Here is a 25,082-nt window from a genome sequence, read left to right on the forward strand (position 1 = left end):
ATCAGCAGCAAGCTGGAGCGAACGAGCCTCTAACGAGGCTTCGTCCGCGCTTGCCCCCGCCCCAGGGGTGGCGGAGGAGAAGGTCGAGCGCCAGGGGGCGCCCGAGCCGGAGAAGGGTGTAGCCGAGACCAGCTGTCAGCCCGCAGCCGACTCCGTCGCTCCTCGCACGAAGCCGTCGGCCGATGTCCAACCGCCCGCCGAGCAGCCCTCCTGGCGGGATCCCGACGCCCCTGTCCTGCCCGCGTTGATGAACCGCAAGCGCACGGTGGAGAAGCGTGACCAGGAGAAGACCATTCGCTTCACGCGGTCCGCGGTCCGCGTGATCAGCGCCGCCGCTCATCAGCGCGGCCAGAAGTTCGCCGGATTCGTCGGGGACGCCGCCCTCGCCGTTGCCCTTGGCAAGGCGGGGCTGATCGGCAGCCCAGAGGACGATCCCCTCCGCCCGCTGATCGAGGCCGTCGAGGTACACACGGTCGCGCTGAACCGCATCGGCAGCAACCTCAACCAGATCACCGCAGCCATCCACCGAGGAACAGTGCCCGAGCGAGCCGAGGCGGTGCTGGACCGTGTCGAACAAGCGGCCCAGAACAGTTACCGACTGATCGACCGGCTCCTGGCGGAAGGCACCGCGCATGGTTCCTGACGTCTCCACCGGTTCCGACACCCGCGGACTGATCGCCTATCTCTTCGGCCCCGGCCGCCGCGACGAACACACCGACCCTCATATCGTCGCCGCCTGGGACATGGCCGGCGCCTCCGACCTCGGCCGCGACCCGGCAGCCACCTACTCCCAGCTTGCCAAGCGCCTCGACACCCACGTCGACCTGCGCACCCGCGAGCTGGGCAGCAAGAAGTCGCCTCAGCACGTCTGGCACTGCCCGGTCCGTACCGCGCCCGGCGACCGCTACCTCACCGACGTCGAGTGGGCCGAGGTCGCCCGCCGCATCGTTCACGCCGCCGGCATCGCCCCCGAAGGCGACGAGAAGGCATGCCGGTGGATCGCGGTGCGCCACGCCGACGACCACATCCACATCATGGCCACTACCGTCCGCGCCGACGGCCGCCGCCCGCGCACCCACCGCGACGGGCAACGGGCCCAAGCCGAATGCCGCAAGATCGAGGCCGAGTTCGGCCTGCGCCGCCTGAAGTCCGGCGATCTCACCGCGCCCCGCACCCCCACCAGCGCCGAACGCGCCAAGGCCGAGCGCCAGGGGCAGGCGGTCACGGCACGGCAGTGGCTGCGCGAGCAGGCGTACGCGGTCGCCGCCGCCGTACGCAACGAAGCCGACTACTTCACCGTGCTGCAGTCCCTCGGCATCAAGGTCAAGACACGCCTCGGCCCCGAGACCGGCGACGTCATCGGCTACAGCCTCGCCGCCCCCGGCGACACCAACGTGGCCGGCGAACCCGTCTGGTACGGCGGCTCGAAACTCGCCCCCGACCTCTCCATCAACCGCCTACGCGAACGCCTCCCCGACCAGAAGGTGGCCGACCACTCCCGGTATGTGGCGGACCCCGCAGACCCGTGGCGGCACACCACCATCGCCGTCCACGCGGCACGCACCGTCCTCTACTCCAGTGACGATGCCGCCGCCCATGGCTACCTGGCTGCCTTCGGCGATGTCCTGTACAACATCGCCAACGCCACGACCGGCCCTCACCGGGCGGAGCTGCGGGCGGCAGCGATGGCGTTGAACCGCGCCCGCCACTCCGCCACCCGCGCCGACCACCAAGCCGCCACCGCCCTGCGCAAGGCCGCTAAGGAACTCGTCTACGCCTCCAGCGAGCCGGACGGACTCGCCATCGCCCTGCTCTTCGCCACCGTGCACCTGGCCCGCGCCGCCGCCAACTGGCACGAGCAGCGCGGCCACGAACAGCAGGCGGCAGCAGCCGAGGAAGCCTTCCGCCACCTCCAGGCGGGCTACCAGCAGGCCGCCGCACCCGTCTTGGCGGACTTGGCCCGCCGCGCACCACGAGCTGCGACCGCCCGCCGCTTCGAGCAGGACGTTCGCGTGGCCCTCCCCGACCACGCCGACCAGATCCTCGCCGACCCCGCCTGGGCCGCCCTGACCACAACCCTCGCCCACGCCGAGACCGCCGGCCACAACCCCCGACGTCTCCTGGCCGAGGTGGGCTCCCAGCGAGAACTCGGCAGCGCCGAGCACCCCGCCGAGGTCCTCAACTGGCGCATCACCGCTCAGCCGAATCGGCGGGCGCAAGCCGCTCGCAGGCAAAGCACCATCAGCGGCACATCGGCCAGGTCTGCCACGCCGCATCCTCCGGTCGCACCGGTGGCCACGAGGCCCGAAGAGCACAGTCGACACCGCTGACCCCGGTCAGATGCCCTCGCCACGTTTCGTGGCGCGGCATCGGTCCGGATCAGCGGTTCGATGCTCAGCCAGCCACAGAGCTGCTCACGTTGATTCCCCACCCGGCCGGTGGTCTACGCCCCCGATATTGCTCGAGTGGACGAGATGTCGTTCCGGTCGGCCTCGCACTCGGGTGAGGCCGACCGGCGAACCACGCTTCAGGAGCAGTTCCACTCCTCGCTGGGCAGCGCGTGCCACAGGTCGAGCCAGTCGTGGAGCAGGAAGAGGGGGCGGGTCAGGACGACGTCGCTGGCCCGCTGGGAGCGGATCGCCAGGCCGAGGTCGGCGAAGACCGGATCGCCGGCGACGCTGTACGCCAGGCTGCCGGGCTGTGTTGTGCGGTGGACGAGCCAGTCCTCCACGTGGGAAGGCGCGCAGCCGGTCAGCGGGGCTGCGTCCAGTCTCACCTGGGGGCCGGTGAGGGCGTCTGCGGCGACGCACCCCAGGCGGTCGTCATGGAAGAGGGCCCTGATCCCGCTCTCAGTGAAGTCGGCGTAGTTGAGCTGCTGGTCTTCGCCGTGGTGGGAGTAGGACGAGACGGCCGGTCCTTCGCCGAGGACGCGGGTGATCTCCTCCAAGGTCATCCCGAAGTGCAGGGGGCCGACTCCTACGTACGGCGTGAACGTCCACTCGGCGCGCTCCTCCTCCCGGGCGATCCGCCACGGGCCGCGGTACCCCGCCTCGCTCCCCGGGGCGGCCACGGGCGGCTCGGGTGCCGGCTCGTGCGGGGCGGCCGGTATGGGCGCGGCCCGGTCCTCACGCCGGTGGCCGAGTCGTTCCGGAGTCGCGGTGTCCTCGGGTTGCTCTTCCAGCCAGCGGATCGCCTGCTCCTGGTCCTGGCCGAACGGGTCCTCCGCCAACTCGCCTGCCCGGTCCAGGGCCGCGCGGCGCTCCTCCTCCGCAGTGACGAGGCCGGTGACATCCTTCCCCCAGGCAGCCAGCCGTTCCCGGGCGATCCACCGGTAGTACGAGTCCGCGCTCACGGCTAGGACCTCGCGAACGGCGGGCGCGTACCGGGGTACGGACGAGGCGAGGGCGGGGTCGGCCAGGAGCAGGGCGGTGGCCGCGAGCGCGGCCTCCCTTACCAGTGGATCGTCGTCGTCGCAGAAATCCGCGATGCGGTCGTGGAGAATTGGCCTTGCCGTACGAGCGGCAGCCAGATCCTGCGCCGTGCCGACGCCGTCCTCGACGTCCAGGCGGGCGATGTCGGCGAACGAAGCCAGCCAGTTCAGTAGTTCGGCGCGAAGCGACCGCCGACCGGCCCTGCGCTCCCACCGGTCTTCGGCGAGGGTGCGCGGATCGTCGAGAAGATAGGCCAGGACCAAGGCTGCCGGAGCGGTTGCCGGAAACACCCGCTCCTGATTGAGGAGCAGCCGATACAGATCGCCCACCGCCCGTACCCGGCGGGCCGGGTCGGCGGCGAGCACAGCGCCGAGGATGTCCGGTGTGTCAGGCACACCGTGCCGGCCCGTACAGACGTGCGGCAGTTCTTCCCAGGCGGTGCTGGCGAGCTCTGCCTGTGCTCTGGGTGGCAGGGAGCCGGAGGGAGCACCAGGAAGGTCTGGGGTCATCTCGTTGATCACGACCGCAGTGTTCCAGCCGACTCCGACATCAGCGGCGCCGATACGTGCCACAGACCGCAGACGGCTCGCGCTCGAGCAACACCCTGATGTCCTCGCTGCTCGTAGCAGCGAGGACATCAGTCGTCAGGCGGCGCGGGCTGTGGGTAACTGCGCGCCCCACCTCGTGACCTCGGTCAGGTGCTCGGGCTGTAGACCGAGGTGCGGGTCGGGCTGAATGAGGAGGGTCGCCGTTCCCTTCGCAGCGCGCTCCAACGCCCATTCATGGTCGAGGCCGGTGAAGTCGTCGTCGATCCAGACGGCGGGGGCGTCGCCGAGCCAGGCCTCGACGTGGTCGCGCTTCCACAGGTAGCCGTTGGGGTGGCTGGTGGTGATCTGCGGACGCGGGAGATCGACGTACGGCAGGGTCGGAAGGCCGAGGAGCGGGCCGATGAGGGTGGCGGCGTCCTGGCGCCAGCTGGTGCACCAGACCGGGGTGACCAGGCCGGTGCGGATGACGTCCATGAGAAGGCGGCCGTGGTCGGGGTTGAGCCAGACGGTGACCGGGTTGTCGGCGCTGCGGCCAGCGGGGACGACGTCGTGGCGGGTGTGGGTGGCCGGGGTCGAGCCGTGCTCGTCGGGGAAGGGTATGAGGACACCGTCGATGTCGAGGAGCAGGTAGGGCGGGCGCATCGGTCCTCCATAGTCCGGATGAACGCGGCTGTCAGAGCTTGCGGGCGCGGATCAGCAGGGTGGTGGGCCAGTGGCCCATGCGGGGGTCGTGGAACTCCTGGGCCGAGGTGAGCCAGAAGCCGGTCTGGCTGAGGTGCTTCTCCCAGCGGTCGGTGTCGAACTCCCAGCGGGCGATGGGGAGCCGGGTGCGGTCGGGGAGGGTGACGTGGTCGCGGCGGGGCCGGTCGTCGCCGGAGGGGCTGCGGCCGCCGCGCTGTGGGTGGGGGACGGAGAAGGCGAGCACCCGGCCGGGCGCGAGGCGTTGGGCGATGGTCGGGAGCAGGAGCTCGGGGGCGACGAGCCCTATGGCACCGAAGACGGAGTAGATCGCGTCGAACTGCTCGTCGGAGGCGTGCAGGTAGTGCAGGCCGTGACCGGCGACGAAGGTGAGGTTGTTCAGCCGTCCGTAGTGGGAGCGGGCGCGGCGGACCTGGAGGCCGACCAGGTCGACGCCGGTGACACGGGCGCCATGGCGGGTGGCGAGGTGGGCGGCGTTGTGGCCGGGGCCGCAGCCGAGTTCCAGGAGTCGCTTGCCTCGCAGGTCGGGGCCGAGGACGTCGGCGCCGGGACCTTGGCCGGGTCTCGTCGTCCACTCCATCCGGGCGGGTACTGCCAGAGGTTCGGCGATTCCGGCGGCGGTGCGTTGGAGGGCGTGGGCGTGCCAGGGGGATGCCTGGGCGAGCACGTCAGATCTCCAGGAGGTGGAGGACGTCGGTGAGGTGGCGGCGGACGGCCTTGAGGTAGGCGGGGTCGGTGGCCGGGTCGTTGATCCAGCGGATGGACTGCTCCATGAACCACTCGACGGCCCACATGCGGTGCCAGCCCAGGGCCCAGTTCTCGGCGGTGAGCCCGCCTCGCGGGGCAAGGGCGTCGAGGGTGCCGCCGGCGGTGACGTACTGCTCCAGGAAGATGCGCAGGCGCACGGGGTGCGGGGGCTCGATGGTGCCGTGCCAGCTGGCGAGGTCGAGCAGGCCGGGGCCGGTGAAGGCGCGGGCGAAGTCGAGCAGCCGCCAGCCGCGCTCGCCGATGTGGAGGCTGGTGGGGTGGAACTCGGAGTGCACCCAGCCGAACGGTTCCAGTGTTGCTCCGGCCGAGCGGGCTTCGGCGGCCTTGGCGATCCGGTCGATCGCGTCCTCGACGTCGTCGGCGTCCTGCCACCGGTCGGCCTTGCGCAGCCGTTCGAGGTGTTCCAGCGCCCGGGCCGGAAGTGCGCGCAGGCGCTCCTGGCCGAGGACGGGCAAGGGCGGAGCCGTACGGGTGCCGTGCAGGACCACGGCCGCAGCGACACCGTCGAGGTCGTCGGCCTCGCGGACGGACGGTCCGAGGTCCTCCATGAGCATGCCGAGCCAGCCGTCCAGGACGGCGGAGGCGTGGACCTGGGGGACGGGTACGCCGAGGGTATGGGCCAGGCGTAGGGCCTGGTCCTCGCTGTCGAAGGGCTTCTTGGCGTACTTGAAGATGGCCGTGGAGCCGTCGGGGAAGGTCACGCGCTCGACGCCGGACATGGACCACACGCGTACCTCCTCCCGTACGGCGGTGGTCTGGCCGGTCGCGGTGAGCAGGTTGTCGAGGAGTTCGGCGCTGGGGTTTGTGGTCATGGGAGGGCTCCGGGGGATGGTGGCTTCCGGGGCGGGCGAGGGATGCCGGCCCGCCCCGGAGCCTGATCGGATGGTGGGTTACGCGGCGGGGTTCACGCGGTGGGCGTAGACCTGCTCGATCCAGCCCGCCTTGAACGCGGCGAGGTCGTCGCGGAAGTTCGCCATCGAGGCACCGTAGGGCGCGACCACGCCGCCGGACTGGTCCGGCACGGACTGGCACCCGTGCACGAGCCGGCCACCGAGCGCCGCGTGGGCCTTGATGGACTCGATCCGGCGGTGCTCGTTGAACCAGCCGCCGTGGTAGACCTCGTCGAGCATCCCGCCCATCTCGTCGTCCAGGTCGAAGACGACGGACGTGGCGGCAGGGAAGAACCAGCACGGGCCGACGTTGGAGATGTGCCCGTCCAGCTCGACCTTGTTGAGCGCCATGAGCGTGGCCGCCTCGCGGAGCATCCGCACATGATCGGCGGTGATCTGCGGCAGGCCGAGGTCGGCCAGGTGCTCGTCGCGGAAGAGATACGCGTACACCTCGTACGCGGTGGCCAGAACGCGGGCCGCATCGGAGGTGGACTCGCTGTGCTGCTTGATGAAGTCGAGCGCGAACTGCTCGACCGGGCTCTCGGTCGTCTCGTCCACGTCCAGGAGTTGGGCCTTGACCAGCTCCCAGTCGGCGACGAGCCACGTGCTCGACTTGAAGCGGAAGAAGTACTCGGCCGGGTCGATCGTGATGCGTCGGCCGTCGACCTGGATGCCGGGCAGCCGGCTCCAGCGCGGGTCGAAGGCCTCGGGCAGTTCGACCGTGATGGCCGTGGTGTCGATGGTGGTCACCGTGTCTCCGTCTCTGATCGACCAGGTTCGGGCACAGGAATGCCCGAGCCCGGTGTGGGCGTACGGAACTTCGGGGTGCCGCCCGGACCAAGGGGGAGCCTGGATCACGGTCGCGCCGTTCCGGGCGGCTACTGACAAGTGAACAGGTGGTCACGCTCAGTGGGTACGGTAGAAGGCAGTTGAAGCGGTATACGCGGTTTACAGCTCCGGAGTGGAGGCGATTGTGGCGGCGCAGAGAGGCCCCAACTCCCATCTGCGCGAAGTCATCGATGCGGTCGGCTGCACTTACGAGGCCCTCGCCAGGGACGTGCGGCGGGTTGCCGCCGAGAACGGCGAGATCCTCCAGACCAACAAGTCGGCCATCTCGCACTGGGTGAACGGCGCCCGTGCCCCTTCGGGCCGGGTAGGCCAGTACCTCTCCGAAGCGCTGTCCCGCCGAGCGGGACGCACGATCACCCAGACCGAGATCGGCCTCCGCTCCGACGCGGCCGAACAACAGGCGGAATCCGACCCTGTCCTTGCCGTCACCGACCTGGGCCGGGCCGACGTCGAGCGCCGCCGCTTCCTCGCCATCGCGGCCTTCACTACCGCCGGCGTCGCCATGCCGCTCGGATACGACCACGAGGCCACCGCCCGCATGCTCCGCGCCCGCACCGGCACGTCAGTGGTCGGCGCGGAGGACGTGGACGTCGTACGGCAGATCACGGCTGCCTTCAGCGCGGCCGACGAGCGCCTCGGCGGCGGGCACGGCCTGACCACTGTCACCGCCTACCTTGCCGACACCGCCGCCCCGATGCTCCGCGGACGCTTCCCCAGCGAAGCGTTACGCCGAGCCGCCTTCGGAGCCGTCGCCGAACTCGCCTACCTCGCAGGCTGGAAGCACCACGACCTCGGCCACGAAGGCGCCGCCCAGCGCTACTACCAGGTCGGCTACCAACTCGCCTGCGAAGCCGACCCCCACGGCCACGGGGCCTGGATGATGCGTGCCCTCGCCCACCAGGCCCTCAGTCTCAAGCAGCCCTACCATTGCGTCGACCTCGTCGAAGGCGCCCTCCAGGCCGGGCTCGGCCACGTCGACGGTCAGACCGAGGCACTCCTCCACATCACCCACGCCCGCGCCTACGCCGCAGTCAACGAGAACCCCTCGGCCGCACGCGCGCTGCTCGCCGCCGAAGACGCCCTCCTCAGGGAAGACGGCCCCCAGCCCAGCTACTCCCGCGTCAGCGGCCCCGCCGCCGGCACCGTCGCCAGCCACACCGCCCGCACCCTCACCGACCTCGCCGACCACATCGGCACCGAACAGCAGCACCGCGACGCCCTCACCCGCTGGGATCCCGAGAAGTACAAGCGCGTCCACGCCCTCACCCACGCCGACCTCGGCGACAGCCTCGCCGCGCAGGCCCGCGCCGACGAAGCTGTCGCCGCCTGGACCCAGGCCCTGGTGCTCATGGAGGGCATGACCTCCGACCGGACCCGCAAGGCCATCTCCTCGATCCGCTCCACCCTCGCGGTCTACCAGCGACGCAAGGTGCCCGGCGCCGCCGATCTCGCCCGCCGCGCCCGCGAGGCCCTCGCCTAACATGCCCAACAACCCGCCCGACGAAGGGAACCCCGTGGCTCAGCAGACCGACGACCGCTCCCAAGCCCTCAAGCCGGCGCTCGAATCGATGACCCTGCTGGTCGCGGCCGTCATCGTCCACGACAAGGCGACCAACCGCGTCGTCCTCCTCCAGCGCAGCGAGAACGCCAAGTTTGCCCAGGGCCTGTGGGACCTCCCAGTCGGCAAGAGCGAGCCAGGCGAACCCATCACGGAGACCGCAGTCCGCGAGCTCTACGAGGAGACCGGCCTCACGGTGAAGCCCGAGTCCCTCAAGGTCGCCCACATCATCCACGGTGCCTGGGGTGTCGAAGCCCCCAACGGCTTCCTCACCGTCGTCTTCGCCGCCCACGAATGGACCGGCGAACCCGAAAACCGCGAACCCCGCAAGCACTCGCAGGTCCGCTGGATCGACGCCAACGCCATCCCCGACGCCTTCGTGGACACCACGTCGAGTGCCCTCCACCACTACCTGACCAATGACGTGGAAGTCTCCCTGGACGGCTGGGGGTGAGCACAGTCCGTCCAGGGTTCAGCCTTCCTATATGCCGTAGCGGCACACAGGAAGTGCGCATGGTGGAGCTCACGAGAGGCCGGGATTACTCCAGCTCCGCAATGTGGTGCGCCTGAGGGCTGAGATGAGGGTGGCGGGCCAGAAGATCTTTCGCGAGAGCCAGATCTTCCTGCGCTCTCTGAGTGAGCCCCGCTCGCCGATAATTGATGATCCGCGTTTTGAGGGCCATGAGTAGGGTTTCGCTCGGGACATCTCGTGCAGATTCCACGGTGATGATCTCTGTGAATTTTGCGATTGCCTCATTGGTTTCCCCGGCGCGGCTCAGGGCAACACCAAGCTGGTGAAGCAGTACGAGGTCTGCTGGTGAGAATTCCACAGCGCGCCGCAAGGCGTGAACGCGCCCGAACTTATCTCGCTGGGCATCACACACCCTCGCCTTTGTGCTGTACGCGAGCCCGCCAGTGAGACGGCTCGCGCGCGCACATGCGACATCGGCAAACTTTATGGCTTGACCGATCCTGTTGCGTGCGAGCTCGTAGCTTGCGCTCATTGCGAATACGTAGGCGCTGGTCGGTGCGACATCGCGTGCCTGCTGGAAGAGCGCGTCAGCTGCGTCCATGTTTCCAGAGAATGTTTCAGACTCGCCTCGCCGACAGAGGATCACTCCACGCTTCTCACTGTCGGCCTGAATGCCGTAACGCTCGAATACTCCAACGAACCTTTCTACCTCCCATGACTTCAGCTCCATTTGTTGCGTGTACTGTTGGACTCGACGTCGGGCGCCGGTCTCCAAGCCGCTAAAGCGAGCTAGCTGGTTTGCGGCGAAGGAGAGGGTAATGGGCAGGCTGCTGTAGGTTGCCTGCCCATCGGCCGGATGTACTTGGCGGCTCACCAGCGTAGCCTCTTCCAGCTCATGCAGGGCTGAATCGAGCCGTTCGCGGGGAATTTCGGCAGCGAGGGCGAGTAGGTGATCACCTGGTGGCGTGTCAAAGATGGACATGACGCTTAGTACAAGCTTTGCGTCCGCAGACAATACGTCCCAGATGTTACGGAAGCTGAATTCCAGGACCGGGGAATCTTCGCCCTGCACCGCGCCCAGGGCATCATTGAGGTCGCCGCGCAATTTGTAGCGACCCAGGGTCCATTGGATCGCCAATGGTAGACCCCCGCACGCCTTGTTAATTTCGCTAATTCGGCGTTCTGTAATCGGGAGATCGATCCTGAGCTCTCCAGACTTCACCGCCACGAAGTCGCGAGTCTCTTCGTGGTTCAGTTCTGGGACGGTGACGGGATACTCCCACCCGCCTGTCTTGCGGCGACTCGTGATGATGACCTTGGCTTGCGAAGTCGGAGGCAGGTCCTGAATGAAGGAGATGATTCTCCCATCGTCGACAGTCTCGAGATTGTCTAGGACGATAAGAGTAGGCCACACTGAGAGCCATTCCAGGACGGTGTGCTTCTTGTCGTCAAGGGCAGCTGGTGGTTCCTCGCCGAAAAGCAATAGAATCTGGTCGAGAAGCCCTTCGAGGGAGTATAGTGTCCTGGTTTGAGAGCGGGAGATACCTCCAGATGTCAGCACGGTCTCCTTCGCCGTGAGCTGCAGGATCGCTTCAAAATCCCTTTGATCGTAGAAGTGATAGGCGGCCCAGGTCGCAAGAGCGGATTTTCCGACACCGCCAGGGCCGTGGACGTTGATGATCCAAATTCTGGGGTCCTTCGTGACGGCCGAGATCAGCTGCTCCCGCAGTTGGTCGCGTCCGACAAAATACTGGAAGTCTTTCTCCAGGAGACGGTAGGTCCCCGTATCTACGGCGAACGGAGTCTTCGATTGTTCACGCTCGAGGCTATCCTGATCCGCTCGTTCTTCTAGGTCGTCAAGAAGTTCCTCGAGTTCCTCTGCACTGTCCAGTCGCACGGTAGAATCGCCGCGGCGGAAGTAGATATCCCCGCGACGAAGACCGTACGACTCTTTCGGTTGGAAGTCGTGTTTTACGAGGGAAGGTGTGCGCCGCTTTCTCCTCTTCGCCGCCGCCCTCACGAAGATCACGGCAAACCATCGTGGTTCTCCTGTGTAGCGGAGCTGATGCTGGACGATATCTACCGAAATTTCTAGTCCGGTGGCCCGGCGGATCTTATCGCGGAGAAGTTTCGCATCGTATGGGAGTTCGGAATTGAGGCCGACTGGCACCCAGGTTTTGTCCTGGACGCCAATAACGAGATAACCACCCCCTGTATTTTTCATGGCGACCACGTCTTTGGTGAAAGCGGCGGCATCATAGTCGCTCTCAAGCCGGAGGAGCTGCTTGAAATCTAGCCATTCGCACTCGCCGCGGCAGTCAATGAGGTATTTGAGCGCGTCGAGACTCAGATCTCCGTCTCGAACCATTCGCTCGATTGTGGCGAGGTTCATTCCTGGCTACTCGCTCTCTGGCCGGCGGTCGGACGTCAGCAGGGTCAGCATCGTATCGGCACCGCTTGCGCGAGGGGGCCCTTACTGGGAACCACCTGGTGGTAGCGAACCCTCTTCGTAGCCACAGGCGTTGAGGGGTGATCAGAGTTGGGGCGAGCCGTTGGCGAAGTCGCAGTGGAGGTCCGTCCAGCGGCGAAGCTCGGCGGGCGTGTGGCTGGGGTAGCCGAGGCGTCCCGCGCCCTTGACCCACTCGTCCCAGAGGCCGTCAGGCTCTGTGAATCGGTCGGCGTGGTGGGTGCCGAGGAGGGCGTCGAGGCGGAGGAGGGCACCGAGGGCGGCGGGCTGGTCGTAGTGGAGGTCGGTGCGGGGGAGGTAGTGGTCGAGGTAGGCGGTGAGGATCTCGGCGTCGGCGTGGGTGCCGAAGCGGGCCAGGGCGAAGCAGTAGGCGCTGCCGGAGTAGCAGACCTCGCTGGCCAGGAGCAGGTCGCCGATGCGTGCCCGGAACCGTTCGCGGCGGTCGACGCCGATCAGCCAGGCGGCGGTGAGGCGCGAGCGCCATTCGTACCCGAGGAGAGCTTCCAGTTCCTCGTCGGTGATCGCGGCGGCGTCATTCAGCAGGTGTCGGGTGAAGCGGGTGGTGTGCCACCACCGGGGGCCCAGGAACCGCCCGCCATTCAGTACGAGATAGCGCGGGAGGCCGCCGTACATCCTCGTCACGTAGCTCTCGACCACATGGCCGTAGCCGACATCCTTGGGGTGCTGGGACGGCATCGTTCACCTCTCCGGGTGCAGGTCAGTCCGGTCGATCCAAGTGGGGGCGACGAAGATGTTGTCGCCGACGGGGGCTTCGGAGGCTTCCAGCAGGGACCACGTGCGGGACTCTTCAACCAGGTGCTCCCAGGGCGCGGTCCAGTCGAGTTCCCAGTCCAGGCCAGTGTCGGAGACGCCGTACGTGCGGCCAGCGTCCACTCGCCAGAACTGGGAGTAGAGGATCACCTGGGCGTGGTCGGCCAGGTCGTTGATGATCTCGGTGAAGTGGGCCGAGGGCCATCCAGGAGCGTTGTCTGCAGCGGTGGCTCGTAGGTGGGCAGTAAGCGGTGGGACGACGGGGGTGCGTGCGCCGAGTTCGGTCAGGGCCCAGCGGATGCCGTCCGGCTCGCTCCAGTCCGGTGGCGTCGCCCGCTCCAGGCAGGCGCGATAAGCGTGGAGCACGGGCTCGACCGCGCCGTCGATCTTCAGGCTTGCCAGGGCCATTGCCGCCCATTCCCGGACGGTGGAGTCGTCGCTGCGCAGGAGGGCGATCAGAGCGGGGCGGCAACGTGGGTCCGCTACCTCTTCGAAGACCTCGATGGCGGTCAGCTGCCCGAAGCCGTCGAGGGAGGGCAGTCCGTCGATGAGGGTGGGGATGGCGTCGGAGCCGATGCCGATCAGTTCCGCGCGGGCGTCGTACGACGGGCCGGTCGAATCGTCGAGCTGCTGGATGAGTCTCTCGATGCGAGTGGTCATGGGTGGTCCCGGCGCCAGAAGGTGGGCAGCCACCAGCAGAGCACCGAGTGGTCGTCGGGCCACGGGGCGCGGTCCTGGGCCGCCCAGTCCTCGAAGGAGTCCCGTGCCAGATCGATGGGGCGCCAGGCGGGGTCGAGCGGCTCATCCTCGGCCGGAGGGCGGACGTACCGGCGGCCGTGCTCGTCGCAGGCACCGAAGTCCTGGTAGTTCCGCTGGGCCTCGATCAGGGAGACCTTGTTCGCCCCTCCGGCCATGGTCGGCCAGCGGAACTGGACCCCGTCGTCCTCCCAGAAGCAGACGGGGCAGATCTCGTACGAGCCGGGCATCGCGCCCAGCACGCGGTGCCCGCAGCACGGGCAGGGGCAGGAGTCGCTCACCCGTGCAGTCTCGTTGCAGGTCCCGCCGGTGTGCCAGGGATTTCGCCGCCTCGGAGCCCCCGGCCAGTCCGCAGCCAGTCCGCGGGACACTCGTAAACGGCCGTCGGGAGCCAACGCATGCCAGCGAGGAAACCTCAGGTCAGAGCCCTGGAGGGGGCTCCGCCGCAGGTCAGGATCCAGCCTCAGACATTCCGCTTCAACGTGTGAGCGGATGAGACAACGCCATGTCGGCGGCCTGGCGAACATGTGGGTCAGGTGGGGTCCGGTCCTTCGGGGTCGGGCCCTTTCGTCTTTCCCTGTGCCGGGATGGTGCCGGGAAATCCCGCAGTCCCACCTCCGTACCCGCCGTGCTCCTCCGCCAGGCCGCCGAGGTGAAGTAAGATTCAATCTACGTATGAATCCATCTACGTTAAGCACCCTGGGGGTGTGTCGTGGAGTTCCAGGGGCGGGCCGGAGATCTTGAGCTGCTGGCCGAGCAGTACCGGACGGTGGCAGAGGGCGCGGGAGCCACTCGAGGACGGGCTGTGATCATGACGGGCCGGCGGCGGGTGGGGAAGTCGCGACTGGTCCAGGAGTTCTGCGACCGCTCGGGAGCACCGTACGTGGTGTTCCAGGCCACCCGGGGGCGTAACCCCGTGACGGAGCGCGCCGACTTCGCCGCGACCCTCGCCCAGTCCCTGCTGCCGGGGGCGGAGCTGATCGCCGGCCTCCAGGCGCAGGACTGGAACCAGGCCCTGCGCTCGCTGGCGCTCGCGGTACCCGACGACTCACCCAGCATCGCGGTGATCGACGAGGTGCCCTGGCTGGTCGAGCAGGACCAGGAATTCGAGGGCGCGCTCCAGACCGTCTGGGACCGTCACCTCTCCTCCAAGCCCGTGCTCCTGCTGCTGGTCGGCAGCGATACCTCGGTGATGGAGGCACTGCAGTCGTACGGGCGCCCTTTCTTCGGCCGGGCGGCGAAGATGACCGTCCGTCCCCTGAACCTGGCCGACGTGCAGGCCATGACCGGGCTCGACGCCGCAGCGGCCGTCGACGCCCAGTTGATCACTGGAGGATTCCCCGAGATCGTGCAGTCATGGCGGCCGGGAACGGGGCGTACGGCGTTCTTGCAGGCCTCGGTCGCCAATCCTCTCTCGCCCCTGCTGGTGGCCGGCGAGCTGTCCCTGCTGGGCGAGTTCCCCGAGGCTTCGCACTCACGGGCCGTACTGGAAGCGGTCGGCAGCGGTGAGCGCACGTTCAGCGCGATCGCGGCCCGGGCCGGCGGCGCCGGCGCCCTGCCGTCCGGCACGCTCTCCCCGCTGCTGACCATGCTGCAGGCCAAGCGGGTCCTGGCCGCTGATCTCCCCCTGTCCGTCAAGCCGGACAGCAAGAACAAGCGCTACCGGATCGCCGACCCGTATCTGCGGTTCTGGCTGGCCTTTCTGGCGCGCGCGATCCCGCTCATCGAGCGTGGCCGCGGGGACTTGGCGATGGAACGGATCGAGCGGTCATGGACCACCTGGCGCGGGCGGGCGGTCGAGCCGCTGATCCGCGAGTCCTTGCTGCGGCTGATGCCCGATGACGAGTGGCCCGAGACCGAGGCCATCGGTGGTTGGTGGAACCGTCAGAACAACCCCGAGATCGATCTCGTCGGTGCGGACCGCGAACCGGCGGCCCGGCAGGTGCACTTCGTCGGATCGGTCAAGTGGCTGGAGACCCAGCCCTTCGGCCGTCATGACTACGACGCCTTGGTACGCGACATGCTCGCTGTCCCCGGCACTGCCCCGGACACACCGCTGGTCGCGGTCTCCCGCTGCGGGGTGGCCGACGATCTGCCGCTGACCGCGCACTGGGGATCGGAAGACCTGGTTCGGGCATGGCGGCCCCGGTAGCCGCGGAGCAGTGATGCGCTCCGGTCGAGTGATCGCTTCCCCCTGATCGGCGTTGAGGAGCTTCTCGGGCGCGGTGTTCAGCCCGGTCAGGGGCGGACCCCGTTGTCGTGGTGCTCTGATCGACCGGAGTCAGGGGCTGGATCAGGGGCTCTGCCGGACGACGGTGTGAAGCGCCGGACGTGCCGTGTCCGGGTATTCGGGCGGAGTCGCCCAGCCGAGAAGGATCCCGGCGACGGTCGCGAGCGGGCGGGAGCGGATCTTCAGGGCGAGGGTCTCGAGGAGCCGGAACGTCGTGTAGTACAGGCCGGTCAGGAGCGCGGTGACCGCGCTCGCCACCGAGGCCGAGCTGAAGTCGACGCCGATGTGGACGAGCAGGGTCAGCACGAGCCCCGCCACGATCGGTACGACGGTGCGCATGAAACTGGCGAAGAGGTTCACAGGAAGTCCTGTCTCACGAGTCAGGAGTCGGGGTTCAGAACGAGGGGTTCAGAACGAGGGGTCGAGGCGGATGACGACCTTGCGCACGGCCGCCTCGATCGCCGCGGTGATCGAGGCGACGAGAGCGGCGGCGTCGACGGTCTTGTCGAACGCCGCGATCGTGGTGGTGAGTTGCGCGATGGCCGCACTGTGGGCCGCCTCGGTCGCCTGTACGAGGCGCACGCGGGCGTTGGTGTCCTTGACGTAGGACTCGAGGGCCCAGTACGGATTGGTCTTCACGTCCGGGGCGCCGGCAGGGGCCGAGATCACCCCGTCCATCGTCAGGACCGCCTTCGCCGCGGCGGACGCCACCTTGTCGACGTCCTGCGCCTCCAGCACACCGCCGCCGGCGATGAGCTTCGCGGCGACCGCCGACGCGACCTTGTTGATGTCGTCGGTGGTGAGTGCCATGTCTGTCTCCGTTCCGGCGGCCCACGCGCGCAGCGCGGACTCGCTCAGGTAGCAGATGGATCGGTCGAGGGGAGTCGAGGTGAACTGCCAGAACAGCGGCGACCTGCCGGACGGGCTGGGCTTCGCGTGCGCCTCCGCCTGCGGGTAGGTCGCCGCCCCGGACCAGGGATAGGCGGGATACCAGAGCGGGACGGCGGTGGGCGCGTGGCCGGCGGCCAGGTCGCTCGCCGAGGTGTAGACGCCGACCCGCTGGCCCGGGAACGCGGCTTGTACCGTGGCGATCCAGGTGGTGGCGTAGGTGTGGATCCCGGCCGCTGTGACGCCCGCGTAGTTCGAGCCGTCGGACCTGCGTTCCAGGTCGAGCCAGTGCACGAAACCCCGGCCCGCGTGCGGTCGGACGGCGGCGATGTAGTTCGCCGCCTCGGCGGCGACGTTCTGGTTGGGCCAGCCGAAGTGGTAGGCGCCGGGTACGAGACCGGCCTCGATGACGCCCTTGATGTGCAGGGCGAAGTGCTCGTCGTGGGTGTGCCCGCCCTCGCTGGCCTTGGCGAAGGCGAATACCACGCCTTCCGCCCTGCGGGCCTTCCAGTCCTGGGCTCCCTGATAGACGGAGAGATCGATTCCGCGGCAAGTGGCCATGGCGGGCCGCCCCCTTCCTGTTGTCGATCGCGTACTGGATGTGCGTGGCGTTCTTGTCCCGCGGCGGTCGCCCGGCGCGGGGGCGAGCGCCTCTCGCGGTCCCCTCCGCTCGGCGGGCGGGACCGCGCGTCCCGGCGGACGACCGCCCGGCGACCGGCCCGGTGACGCCGGCAGGAACCCGGGTGACATCGGCAGGCACCCGGTGACGCTGACAGGCACCCCGTGACCGTTGCGTCACCGCCGCGTCAACTCCCCTTCCGGCACTGCGCCGTCATCCCCGGCGGTCGCGCGTCCCGGGCGTCGAGACCAGGGGTCCGGGCCTTCGCGCACCGTCCTTGACCCGGTACGGGAACATGCCGGCGAAGCGCGCCGAGGGTTCGAGTCCCAGTTCCTCGCGGAGCAGGCGCGAGAACGCCTCGTAGTGCCGGATCGCCTCCACGACGTTGTTCTCGGCCAGGTGCACGGCCACCAGCGCGCAGTGCGCGCTCTCCCGGAGGGGTTCGATCGCGACGCACTTGAGGGCGGCCTCCAGCGCGAGTGCGTAGCAGCCGCGCCGGATGAACCAGGCACTCAGCGATTCGAGGGCGTGCAGGCGGAGTTGGCGCAGCCGCTCCCGTTCGAAGGAGATCCACTCCTCGTCCCATCCCGGCAGCAGTTCGCCGCCCTCCAGGAGCCCCAGCGGGGGCGGCGCGTCACCCGCTTCGTGCGCGGGGCCGGTCAGGCGCAGGGCCGCCCGGGTGAGGTCGTCGACGTCCACGGACACACCGTCCGCCAGGTACAGCGTGTCGCCGTCGGCGAGGACGGCCGGATGCCGCGCCCGGCGCAGCCGCCACAGCGCCGTGCGCAGGCTGCCGTGCGCGTGCTCCTCGGTGACGTCGGGCCACAGGGTCCCGGCGACTACCGAACGCGTGGCGTGCTTGTGCAGGCCGAGGTAGGCCAGCAGCCGCTGCTCGTTCGCCGGGACGGTGATGCTCCCGTTCGCGCCCTCCAGCCGGAAGGCGTCGAACAGACGCAGTCTGGCCGTCGCCGCCTGTCCCGGCCCTGTCACGTGGTCTCTTCGCGGCTTCGTGGGTAATTCGTTCCAGGCCATCGCTCGTTCACGTTCCCCCGTGTCGCGGCCGCCGGCTGAGCGGCCTGTGTTCCCAGGCGGTGCGCATATGCCCGGGTGGCCAGAGTGAAAGGCCGGAGGCGGTCTGTCACGTGGTGTTCCGCTCAGCGAACCGGACCCCGTACACCCCCGGACGACCGACCTGCCGACCTGCCGACCTGCCGACCTGCCGACCTGCTGGCCCGCGGACCCGCGGACCCGTCGCCCCGCGGACACCGGCGCCGCGTCAACCGATCGCGTGGGCGCCGGCTCGGCCGCACGGCGGGGTGGACATCGGAGGCCAGCCGCACGATGGGGACGGGAAGGGCGCAGGTCAGCGTCGGTGCCCGGGCCCGGGGACGTGGTCGTGACGGCGCGGTGACGGCCGGCCCTGCACAGTCGGCGGCATGCGACAGCAGGGATGCAGGCAATGACCGCCCGGGTCATCGAACCCATGGGCGACGCGGCCCAGTGGGCGGCCGTGGAACCGGACGGCTCCACGCCGTCCACCGAGGTCACCGTCGCCGACGAGACGGTCGTGGTCGGCTACGGCCCCGACCGGCGCAGCGCGAAGGTCTCCGCGACACCACTGGCCGACGGGCACCGCCTGCGTCGCCCTCTCGCACCGGTGGACCTGAGCGGGTTCACCGAGTTCCGGCTGTCCGTCCGGGCCGATCGCCCGGCGGGCTACGGCGGTGCCCCGTTCTTCCTCGAACTCCGGGTCGGGTCGGCGGCGACCGCGATAGACGACCCGGCGAACACCTGGCACCGCCTGCTGCCGGTGCGGGCCGCGGGCCGCTGGGAGACCGTCCGGCTCAGCCTCGACGACCTCACCGCGGCCGGCGCCCTGGTCGAGATGCAGTTGCGCTGCCTCGGCGGCACGGGATTCACCGCCTACCTCGACGACGTGATCGCGGTCGCGCCGCGCCCGTTCGCCGACGCCGACCGCGCCCTCGCCGTCCGCCTGGCCGGCATCGAGATCGGCGGCACCGCCGTACCCGTGACCGTACGCGCGGCCGGTGAACCGGCGCCGGTGGCACCAGCCCTCGACGTCGTCCAGTTCGACGTGCGCTGCGCGTACGACCGTGTGGTGGACGCCGTCGTCCCCCGTGACTTCACCGGCGCCGGTTCGCGGCAGGCGGTTCCCGGCGACCCCTACGACATCGACTACGCCGTCACGCCGGTCGCCGCCACACGCGGCGACCAGGCGGCTCTGCTCGAAGCGGTGCTGGACCGGCTGTCCCCCGTGGACGAGCTGGTCTCCGACGGTGAGCGGCTGCCGACCCGTCTCGTGTGGATCCCCGGTCCGAACCGGATCGGCGGCTTCCTGACCGATGTCCCCGCCCTCACCTACCGCGTGAGCGTCCGGCGCACCCCGCCGGCCGTCCCGCCGGTCCGCCCGGTCGACGACCTGGCCGTCACCGCAGACCTCTTGGAGATCGTATGACCACGGCCCTCGCCAACACCCGCAGCCGACCGGTCGAACTGCATCTGAGCTCCGGTGTGGTGGTCGTCGGACCGCTCGGCCAGGTGCCCTGCGACGCCGAGGACCTCGATCTCGGCCAGGTCCGATTCCTGTGCCGCACCGGCGTCCTGGTCGCGCACACCGTGTCCGACAACCCGGTCCGCCGCCCCCGCAAGCGCGGCTGAGCGCAAGGAAGGAGAACCCTGCGATGGCCTTCAACATCGGCGTCAACGTCATCGAGACCGACGGCACCGAGGCGCCCACGGTCACGGGTGCCGCCGTCTCGGTCGGCGCGTTCAACGTGCTGACCCAACGCGGTGTACCCAACACACCGGTACGGGTGACCAGTTTCGTGCAGTTCGTGGATCGGTTCGGCAGCTACTTCGCCAGTGGTCTGGGCGCGTACCTGGTGAAGGGGTTCTTCGACAACGGCGGTCAGACGGCGTACGTCAACCGGGTGGTCGACCCGACGCTCAGCGCCGCCGACGCGGTCGCGAGCCGGACGCTGCCCGACACCGGCGGCACCAACGCCACCCTGCGCCTGGAGGCCGGCCATCGCGGGCAGGCCGACCCCGGTGCGTGGGGTCGCGGGCTGTTCGTACGGACGGCGCTCAGCGCGTCGGCGTCCGGCCGACTCCGTGAGTCGGCACGGGCCACGATCACCGGCTCCCCGCTCTCCGCCACGGTCAACATGTCCTCGCCGCCGACCCTGTCGGTCAAGGTGGACGGCGCGAGCGCGCCGACCGCGCTCACCTTCGTCAGCACCGACTTCGCCAACCCGGCGGCCGCCACCCGGCAGGAGATCCGCGACGCGATCAACCGGCAGACGCACCTGCTGGTCGCCTCGCTCGGCGGCAACGCGCTGGTCCTCACCTCGACCGGGGAGCGGGCCGCGGTCGGTGGCGGCTGGACCGGGCTCCAGGTCACCGCGGACGCGACGGCGCTCGGCTTCGCCGTGATGGCCAACCCGGCGCAGGGCACGCCGGTCGCGCTGAGCGCCGGAGGTACGCAACTGGCCCGGCCGGACGGCTTCGACGTGGGTGACGCGCTCATCGTCACCGACAACACCACCACCGCCCGTGTCCGGCTGCTCTCCGTCGACCGGGCGAGCGGCGCCGTCACCTGGGCGCCGGATCTGCCCAACCCCGGCGCGTTCACCGACCTGCGCGCGGTCACCGTCTCCAACGCCGAGTTCGACCTGACCATCGCGCAGGGGACGGGTGACACCGACCACGCGGTCGAGACGTACACCGGGCTGTCGATGGAGCAGGGCGCCGCGAACTACGCGCCCACCGTGCTGAACAACCCGCTCTCCGGGTCGCGTCATGTACGGCTGGTCGATGTCGGCACGCCGAGCCCGGGAGCCGACCGGCCGGCCCCGACGAACGGCTTCCTGTCGCTGCAGGGCGGCGCCGACGGCACCCCCACCGCCACTCATTTCATCGGCGATCCCTCGGCCCGCACCGGCTTCTTCGCGTTCGACCCGTTCGACGTCCAGCTGGTCTGCTGCGAGCGCACCGACACCGCGATCGCCCAGGCGGCCCTCGCCTACTGCGCCGGCCGGGGCGACGCCATGTTCGTCGGCTCCGTCCCGGAGGGCTTCGTGGACGCCGGGCAGGCCGTCGCGTACGGGCAGGCCTTGCAGACGAGGAAGGCGTACGGAGCGCTGTACGGGCCGTGGATCGTCGTGCCCGATCCGATCGGGACCGGGACCGGTCCGCAGATCACGCTCCCGCCGGTCGGGCACGTGCTGGGAGTCTGCGCGCGGATCGAGGCGACCCGCGGGATCTGGAAGGCACCGGCCGGCGACGAGGCCAATCTGCTCGGCGTGCTGGACGTGGAGACCCGCATCTCCGACGCCGACCACACGGACCTCGTGGTCAACGGCGGTGTCAACGGCATCCGGCCGGTGCCGCGGGCCGGGATCGTGGTGGACGCCTCCCGGACGCTCAGCTCCGACCCGCGCTGGCGCTACGTCAATGTGCGGCTGCTGTTCAACTTCGTCGAGAGCAGCCTTCGTACCGGACTGCGCTGGGCACGGCAGGAGCCCAACCGCGAATCGCTGTGGAGCGCCGTCGAGTTCGGCACCGTGACCCCGTTCCTGATGGGGCTGTGGCGCCGGGGCGCGTTCGGCACCGGCAGCCCCGAACAGACCTTCAAGGTCACCGTCGACGCCACCAACAACCCGCCGGACCAGGTGCAGCAGGGCCTGCTGCAGGTCCAGGTGCTGTTCTACCCGTCCCGCCCGGCCGAGACGATCGTGATCGTCGTCGGCCAGCAGGCGAGCGGTGCCACGACCAGTGAGGTCTGAGCCCACCGGACGGTTCCACCGGACGGGTCACACCGGACGGTCACAGCGGACAGGTCACGGCGGACGGTCCCGCCGGACGGTTCCACCAGAGGGAAAGCGAGGAGCGGTCATGCCCAGGGTCAACGACTTCGACGAGGGTTATCGGGCCAATGAGTTCGTCCTCGTCATCGAGGGCGTGGAGAGTCCCAGCGTGAGCAAGGTGTCCGGGCTCAGCGAGGGGGAGCTGGACACGATCGAGCAACCGGACGGCGGCAGCGGTCACGTGTACAAACTGGCCGCCGCGAAGATGAAGTTCGAGCCGCTGACCATCGAGCGGCGGGTCGACGGCAGCGCCGACGACAAGCGGTTCCTGGACTGGTTCCAGCAGACGTTCCGCCTCAACGCCCCACGGCAGGGCGGCTCTTCGGTGCGCAAGAACGGCATGATCGTCAAGCGTCACTTCGGGGATGTCGTCCTGCAGTTCGCCTTCTACGGCGCATGGGTCAAGTCGTCCAAGTTCACCGACCTCGAAGCCGGGTCGACGAACCTCTTCCTGCAGACCATCGTGCTGGAGCACGAGGGTCTGGAACGCGTCTCCTAGGAGCCCCCCGATGACCCTCACCGATACCGCGCCCGGCCGGGCCGGCGCCCGCGAACTCGACGTCACCCTCCCGATCGGCTACGTCGACCACGACGGACAGACGCACCGGCAGGTGACGCTGCGCAAGATGACCGGCCGCGAGGAGGCGCTCCTCGCCGACCCGGCGAACCAGCGCAACGGCGGCCGGCTGGTCACCGCGCTGCTGCACAGCTGTGTCGTGCGGCTCGGCGACCTGCAGCAGGTACGCCGCGGTGACATCGACGCCATGTACTCGCTGGACCGCAACTTCCTGCTGATCCGGCTGCGCAGCTTCACGTTCGGGCCGGAGCTGAAGGCCGGTTACACCTGCCCGTCCTGCGGCGACCGTTTCGAGCAGACCGAGGATCTGGACACACTGCCGGTGCGCCCGCTCGCCGACGGGGAGACGCCGCAGGACGTGGTGGTCGAACTCCTCGACGGGTACGTCGACCGTGACGGGTCGGTGCACACCGCGATGACGCTGCGGCCGGCGCGCGGCGACGACGAAGCGGCGGCGGCGCCCCAGCTGCGCAAGAACGCGTCGCTGGGCAAGAACGCGCTGCTGGCCCGCTGCCTGCGGTCCCTCGGCGACCTGCCGCAGCACCGGCTGGAGGCGCTCGGCCCGAAGATCCTGGCCGATCTCACCCTGACCGACCGCCGGCTGATCGACCGGGCCTTCAACGACGGCGCGCCGGGCATCGACCTGATCCGCGAGCTGGACTGCCCGGCCTGCGGGCACGAGATGCGGGCCACCTTGGACATGACGAATTTTTTAGTTCTGGAGTGAGTCTCGACCAGCTCCGCCGGGAGGTCTTCTTTCTCGGCTACCACCTGCACTGGCCCTACGGCGAGCTGATGGACATGGCCGCCGGGGACCGGCGCGAGTTCGTGGATCTGCTGGTCGAGCAGATCCAGCGGGAGAACGCCCAGGTCGAGGCGGCCCGCGACCGGAACTGACCGGCTGACCGGCCGACCCGCACCGACCGACTGACCCGCACTGACCGGTTGACCGGAACCGACCGGGCCGACCCGCGCCGGCCAGCCGACCCGCATGGACCAACTGACTTGCGATGACCACCCGACCCGCACCGACCGGGTCGGACAGCCGACGGAGGGAGGGCCGACACGATGCCGGTGATCATGCTGCTGCGCGGGCTGACCCGCTCGCTGTGCGCGACGGTCCGCACCCTGACGCCGTGGCTGGAGATCGTCGACCACGAGTCGGTGGTCGTGGAGCGCGCCCACGCCGCGTTCCTGGTGCACTGGTGGGGGTTCGAGACCCCTCTCACCCGGCTGAACCTGAACGGGTACATCGTCAACATCGGTCAGTTGGAGGAGCAGTTCGCGGCCGCCCAGCGCTCGGTTCCGGTGAGCCAGGGCGGCCCGAACGCCACGGGGTCCCTGCTCGGGCTCGCCGGGAAGATCGTCGGCATGGCGCTCGACCCGCTCTACGCCGTGGCCGGAATCTATCTGGTGACGAGGCTCACCCACTTCAGCTGGAAGACGCTGATCCTCGCGGTGGTGTGGAGACTGGCCCCGTTCGCGCTCGCCGTCGGCATGGTGGTCGCGCCGGTCGGCACCGGCGTCCTCGTGGGTGGCGGACTGGCTGCCGCGGGCTTCGGCTACGGCCTGCTGGTGGCGCTCGGCGACCGCCGCGAAGTACGCGCCGCCTACGAGCTGTTCGGGTCGCTGACCCGGCTGTTCATCGCCGTGCGGGACGTGATCGGCCAGGTGCTCGGCGACCGGATGCGCAACCCGCTCACGGCGGGTCTGGTCATCGTCGGGGCACGGCTCGGGCGGCTGTTCGGCCAGGTGCTCGGCGCCATGGCGTTCCTGGTCGTCAGGGTGGCTCCGGCGCTCGCACCGGTCGCCGCGCTGATGAACGGCCTCGCCTCGCTCGCCGGCGGGGCGGCCACCGCGATCGGCGAGGTGGCCGCCGACGCGACGTCCCGTGTCGACGGGGCGCTCTCCCTCGACCGCCTCCTCACCCGGGTGACCGGCGTGCTGCGGACGCAGCTCACCGCGGCGGGCGCCGCGTTCGGGGACGGTCTCCGTGTCCTGGAGTCCGCGCTTTCGACGGTGGGCGGCAAGCTGACGGTGGGCATGTTGCCCACCGAACTCGGCACGTTCGTCGGAGACTTGATCACCGGCCATCCGACCGTCCGGGTCGTCACCGGGCTGCGTACCGAGGCGGACGTCTTCCTGGCCGCCCTGGATGCCGCACCGAAGAAAGCCAAGAAAACGCCGTCCGAGCCGAGCCGGCTCGCACCGCTGATCGCCGCGCTGCCTGAGCTGCCGTCCGTCAAATTCCCGCCCCTGCCGTCGCTGCCGTCGCTGTCCTCGCTGCCCGATGTGACGGTGCCGCCCCCCGCGCCTGTCGCCGAACCGCCGTTCGTGGTGCGGGTCCCGGCCGTCCGGGTTCCGGCCGTGACCGGACTGGCCGTGCCGGAGCTGCCGCGCTTCCTGAGCGCGCCGGTCGACCTCACCCCGCTGAAGGCGATCGTCGACCACCTGCTGCCGGCCGCGTTGGCGGGCCCGGTGCGGGAGAAGGTGGACCGGCTGCTCTCCGGCTTCCCGGTCGCCGAGCTCCCGGAGAGCGACGTGCTCCGGCCGGTGGTGCGCACGCTGCGACTGCGGGTGCCCGGCGCCGACCCGGACGATGTGCGCCGCTTCCAGGACGGGCTCCTGGCGCGGCTTCGGAAACAGCCTTACCTGACCGGCGCGGGCGGGTGA

The 25,082-nt window shown here is 69.5% G+C and carries 24 protein-coding genes; 12 read left to right on the forward strand and 12 right to left on the reverse strand.

What is annotated here, in order from left to right; translation table 11 throughout:
- Nucleotides 1-67 precede the first annotated feature (67 nt).
- Together N4G66_RS02790 and N4G66_RS02795 are read left to right on the forward strand one after the other, a co-directional pair.
- The gene (locus tag N4G66_RS02790; protein ID WP_261702289.1) at nucleotides 68-643 is read left to right on the forward strand and encodes a MobC family plasmid mobilization relaxosome protein; all 576 of its coding nucleotides are present in this window, start codon (nucleotides 68-70) and stop codon (nucleotides 641-643) included.
- Nucleotides 633-2,330 (forward strand): relaxase/mobilization nuclease domain-containing protein, encoded by a 1,698-nt coding sequence (locus tag N4G66_RS02795; RefSeq protein ID WP_261702290.1) that lies wholly within the window; start codon nucleotides 633-635, stop codon nucleotides 2,328-2,330. The genes N4G66_RS02790 and N4G66_RS02795 overlap by 11 nt, the downstream gene beginning before the upstream one ends.
- Before the next feature lie 197 nt (nucleotides 2,331-2,527).
- Here N4G66_RS02795 and N4G66_RS02800 read toward each other — a convergent pair whose 3' ends face one another.
- From N4G66_RS02800 to N4G66_RS02820, 5 genes are all read right to left on the reverse strand, one after another.
- The gene (locus tag N4G66_RS02800) at nucleotides 2,528-3,952 is read right to left on the reverse strand and encodes a hypothetical protein (protein WP_261702291.1); all 1,425 of its coding nucleotides are present in this window, start codon (nucleotides 3,950-3,952) and stop codon (nucleotides 2,528-2,530) included.
- Nucleotides 3,953-4,075: 123 nt separating this feature from the next.
- Complete coding sequence (locus N4G66_RS02805) at nucleotides 4,076-4,621, reverse strand: HAD domain-containing protein (RefSeq protein ID WP_261702292.1); 546 nt, start codon at nucleotides 4,619-4,621, stop codon at nucleotides 4,076-4,078.
- Between the two features lie 31 nt (nucleotides 4,622-4,652).
- Nucleotides 4,653-5,345: a class I SAM-dependent methyltransferase gene (locus N4G66_RS02810; RefSeq protein WP_261702293.1), complete on the reverse strand. Its 693-nt coding sequence runs from the start codon at nucleotides 5,343-5,345 to the stop codon at nucleotides 4,653-4,655.
- A gap of 1 nt (nucleotide 5,346) precedes the next feature.
- Nucleotides 5,347-6,258 (reverse strand): phosphotransferase family protein, encoded by a 912-nt coding sequence (locus tag N4G66_RS02815; RefSeq protein WP_261702294.1) that lies wholly within the window; start codon nucleotides 6,256-6,258, stop codon nucleotides 5,347-5,349.
- Nucleotides 6,259-6,336: 78 nt separating this feature from the next.
- Nucleotides 6,337-7,086: a hypothetical protein gene (locus N4G66_RS02820; protein ID WP_261702295.1), complete on the reverse strand. Its 750-nt coding sequence runs from the start codon at nucleotides 7,084-7,086 to the stop codon at nucleotides 6,337-6,339.
- A 223-nt stretch (nucleotides 7,087-7,309) separates the two neighbouring features.
- On the opposite strand from N4G66_RS02820, the gene N4G66_RS02825 reads away from it, so the two are divergent.
- Nucleotides 7,310-8,665, forward strand: a complete 1,356-nt coding sequence (locus N4G66_RS02825) for a tetratricopeptide repeat protein (RefSeq protein WP_261702296.1) — start codon at nucleotides 7,310-7,312, stop codon at nucleotides 8,663-8,665.
- 1 nt (nucleotide 8,666) lies between these two features.
- The gene (locus N4G66_RS02830; RefSeq protein WP_261702297.1) at nucleotides 8,667-9,197 is read left to right on the forward strand and encodes an NUDIX domain-containing protein; all 531 of its coding nucleotides are present in this window, start codon (nucleotides 8,667-8,669) and stop codon (nucleotides 9,195-9,197) included.
- Nucleotides 9,198-9,282: 85 nt separating this feature from the next.
- On the opposite strand, the gene N4G66_RS02835 is transcribed toward N4G66_RS02830, so the two are convergent.
- The 4 genes from N4G66_RS02835 to N4G66_RS02850 all read right to left on the reverse strand — a co-directional run bounded on the left by N4G66_RS02835 (nucleotide 9,283) and on the right by N4G66_RS02850 (nucleotide 13,490).
- Entirely contained in the window at nucleotides 9,283-11,607 is a 2,325-nt protein-coding gene (locus N4G66_RS02835) for an RNA-binding domain-containing protein (protein ID WP_261702298.1), read from the reverse strand.
- A 141-nt stretch (nucleotides 11,608-11,748) separates the two neighbouring features.
- Nucleotides 11,749-12,378, reverse strand: coding sequence for a DUF6000 family protein (locus N4G66_RS02840; protein WP_261702299.1), 630 nt, complete (start codon nucleotides 12,376-12,378; stop codon nucleotides 11,749-11,751).
- A 3-nt stretch (nucleotides 12,379-12,381) separates the two neighbouring features.
- On the reverse strand, nucleotides 12,382-13,113 hold the full coding sequence (locus N4G66_RS02845; RefSeq protein WP_261702300.1) for a HEAT repeat domain-containing protein: 732 nt from the start codon (nucleotides 13,111-13,113) through the stop codon (nucleotides 12,382-12,384).
- Nucleotides 13,110-13,490 (reverse strand): CPCC family cysteine-rich protein, encoded by a 381-nt coding sequence (locus tag N4G66_RS02850; RefSeq protein ID WP_261702301.1) that lies wholly within the window; start codon nucleotides 13,488-13,490, stop codon nucleotides 13,110-13,112. Before N4G66_RS02850 ends, N4G66_RS02845 begins: the two co-directional genes overlap by 4 nt.
- A 431-nt stretch (nucleotides 13,491-13,921) precedes the next feature.
- On the opposite strand from N4G66_RS02850, the gene N4G66_RS02855 reads away from it, so the two are divergent.
- Entirely contained in the window at nucleotides 13,922-15,361 is a 1,440-nt protein-coding gene (locus N4G66_RS02855) for an ATP-binding protein (protein WP_261702302.1), read from the forward strand.
- A 141-nt stretch (nucleotides 15,362-15,502) separates the two neighbouring features.
- Here N4G66_RS02855 and N4G66_RS02860 read toward each other — a convergent pair whose 3' ends face one another.
- The 3 genes from N4G66_RS02860 to N4G66_RS02870 form a co-directional block, all read right to left on the reverse strand.
- Nucleotides 15,503-15,799 (reverse strand): hypothetical protein, encoded by a 297-nt coding sequence (locus N4G66_RS02860; RefSeq protein ID WP_261702303.1) that lies wholly within the window; start codon nucleotides 15,797-15,799, stop codon nucleotides 15,503-15,505.
- A 48-nt stretch (nucleotides 15,800-15,847) separates the two neighbouring features.
- Nucleotides 15,848-16,888 carry a glycoside hydrolase family 25 protein gene (locus tag N4G66_RS02865; protein WP_261702304.1) on the reverse strand — a complete coding sequence of 347 codons (1,041 nt, stop codon included), beginning with the start codon at nucleotides 16,886-16,888 and terminating at the stop codon, nucleotides 15,848-15,850.
- 271 nt (nucleotides 16,889-17,159) lie between these two features.
- Nucleotides 17,160-17,936, reverse strand: coding sequence for an AfsR/SARP family transcriptional regulator (locus N4G66_RS02870; protein WP_261702305.1), 777 nt, complete (start codon nucleotides 17,934-17,936; stop codon nucleotides 17,160-17,162).
- A 469-nt stretch (nucleotides 17,937-18,405) separates the two neighbouring features.
- On the opposite strand from N4G66_RS02870, the gene N4G66_RS02875 reads away from it, so the two are divergent.
- The 7 genes from N4G66_RS02875 (at nucleotide 18,406) to N4G66_RS02905 (ending at nucleotide 25,082) form a co-directional block, all read left to right on the forward strand.
- Entirely contained in the window at nucleotides 18,406-19,422 is a 1,017-nt protein-coding gene (locus N4G66_RS02875; RefSeq protein ID WP_261702306.1) for a hypothetical protein, read from the forward strand.
- On the forward strand, nucleotides 19,419-19,625 hold the full coding sequence (locus N4G66_RS02880; protein WP_261702307.1) for a hypothetical protein: 207 nt from the start codon (nucleotides 19,419-19,421) through the stop codon (nucleotides 19,623-19,625). The genes N4G66_RS02875 and N4G66_RS02880 overlap by 4 nt, the downstream gene beginning before the upstream one ends.
- A gap of 23 nt (nucleotides 19,626-19,648) precedes the next feature.
- Nucleotides 19,649-21,751: a phage tail sheath subtilisin-like domain-containing protein gene (locus N4G66_RS02885; protein WP_261702308.1), complete on the forward strand. Its 2,103-nt coding sequence runs from the start codon at nucleotides 19,649-19,651 to the stop codon at nucleotides 21,749-21,751.
- 109 nt (nucleotides 21,752-21,860) lie between these two features.
- Nucleotides 21,861-22,331: a phage tail protein gene (locus tag N4G66_RS02890; protein ID WP_261702309.1), complete on the forward strand. Its 471-nt coding sequence runs from the start codon at nucleotides 21,861-21,863 to the stop codon at nucleotides 22,329-22,331.
- 10 nt (nucleotides 22,332-22,341) lie between these two features.
- Nucleotides 22,342-23,136 (forward strand): T4 family baseplate hub assembly chaperone, encoded by a 795-nt coding sequence (locus N4G66_RS02895; RefSeq protein ID WP_261702310.1) that lies wholly within the window; start codon nucleotides 22,342-22,344, stop codon nucleotides 23,134-23,136.
- Complete coding sequence (locus N4G66_RS02900) at nucleotides 23,133-23,306, forward strand: hypothetical protein (protein ID WP_261702311.1); 174 nt, start codon at nucleotides 23,133-23,135, stop codon at nucleotides 23,304-23,306. Before N4G66_RS02895 ends, N4G66_RS02900 begins: the two co-directional genes overlap by 4 nt.
- 171 nt (nucleotides 23,307-23,477) lie before the next feature.
- Nucleotides 23,478-25,082 carry a hypothetical protein gene (locus tag N4G66_RS02905; RefSeq protein ID WP_261702312.1) on the forward strand — a complete coding sequence of 535 codons (1,605 nt, stop codon included), beginning with the start codon at nucleotides 23,478-23,480 and terminating at the stop codon, nucleotides 25,080-25,082.

This window comes from Streptomyces rhizosphaerihabitans (assembly GCF_025399795.1).
In the GTDB taxonomy this organism is placed as follows: domain Bacteria; phylum Actinomycetota; class Actinomycetes; order Streptomycetales; family Streptomycetaceae; genus Streptomyces; species Streptomyces rhizosphaerihabitans.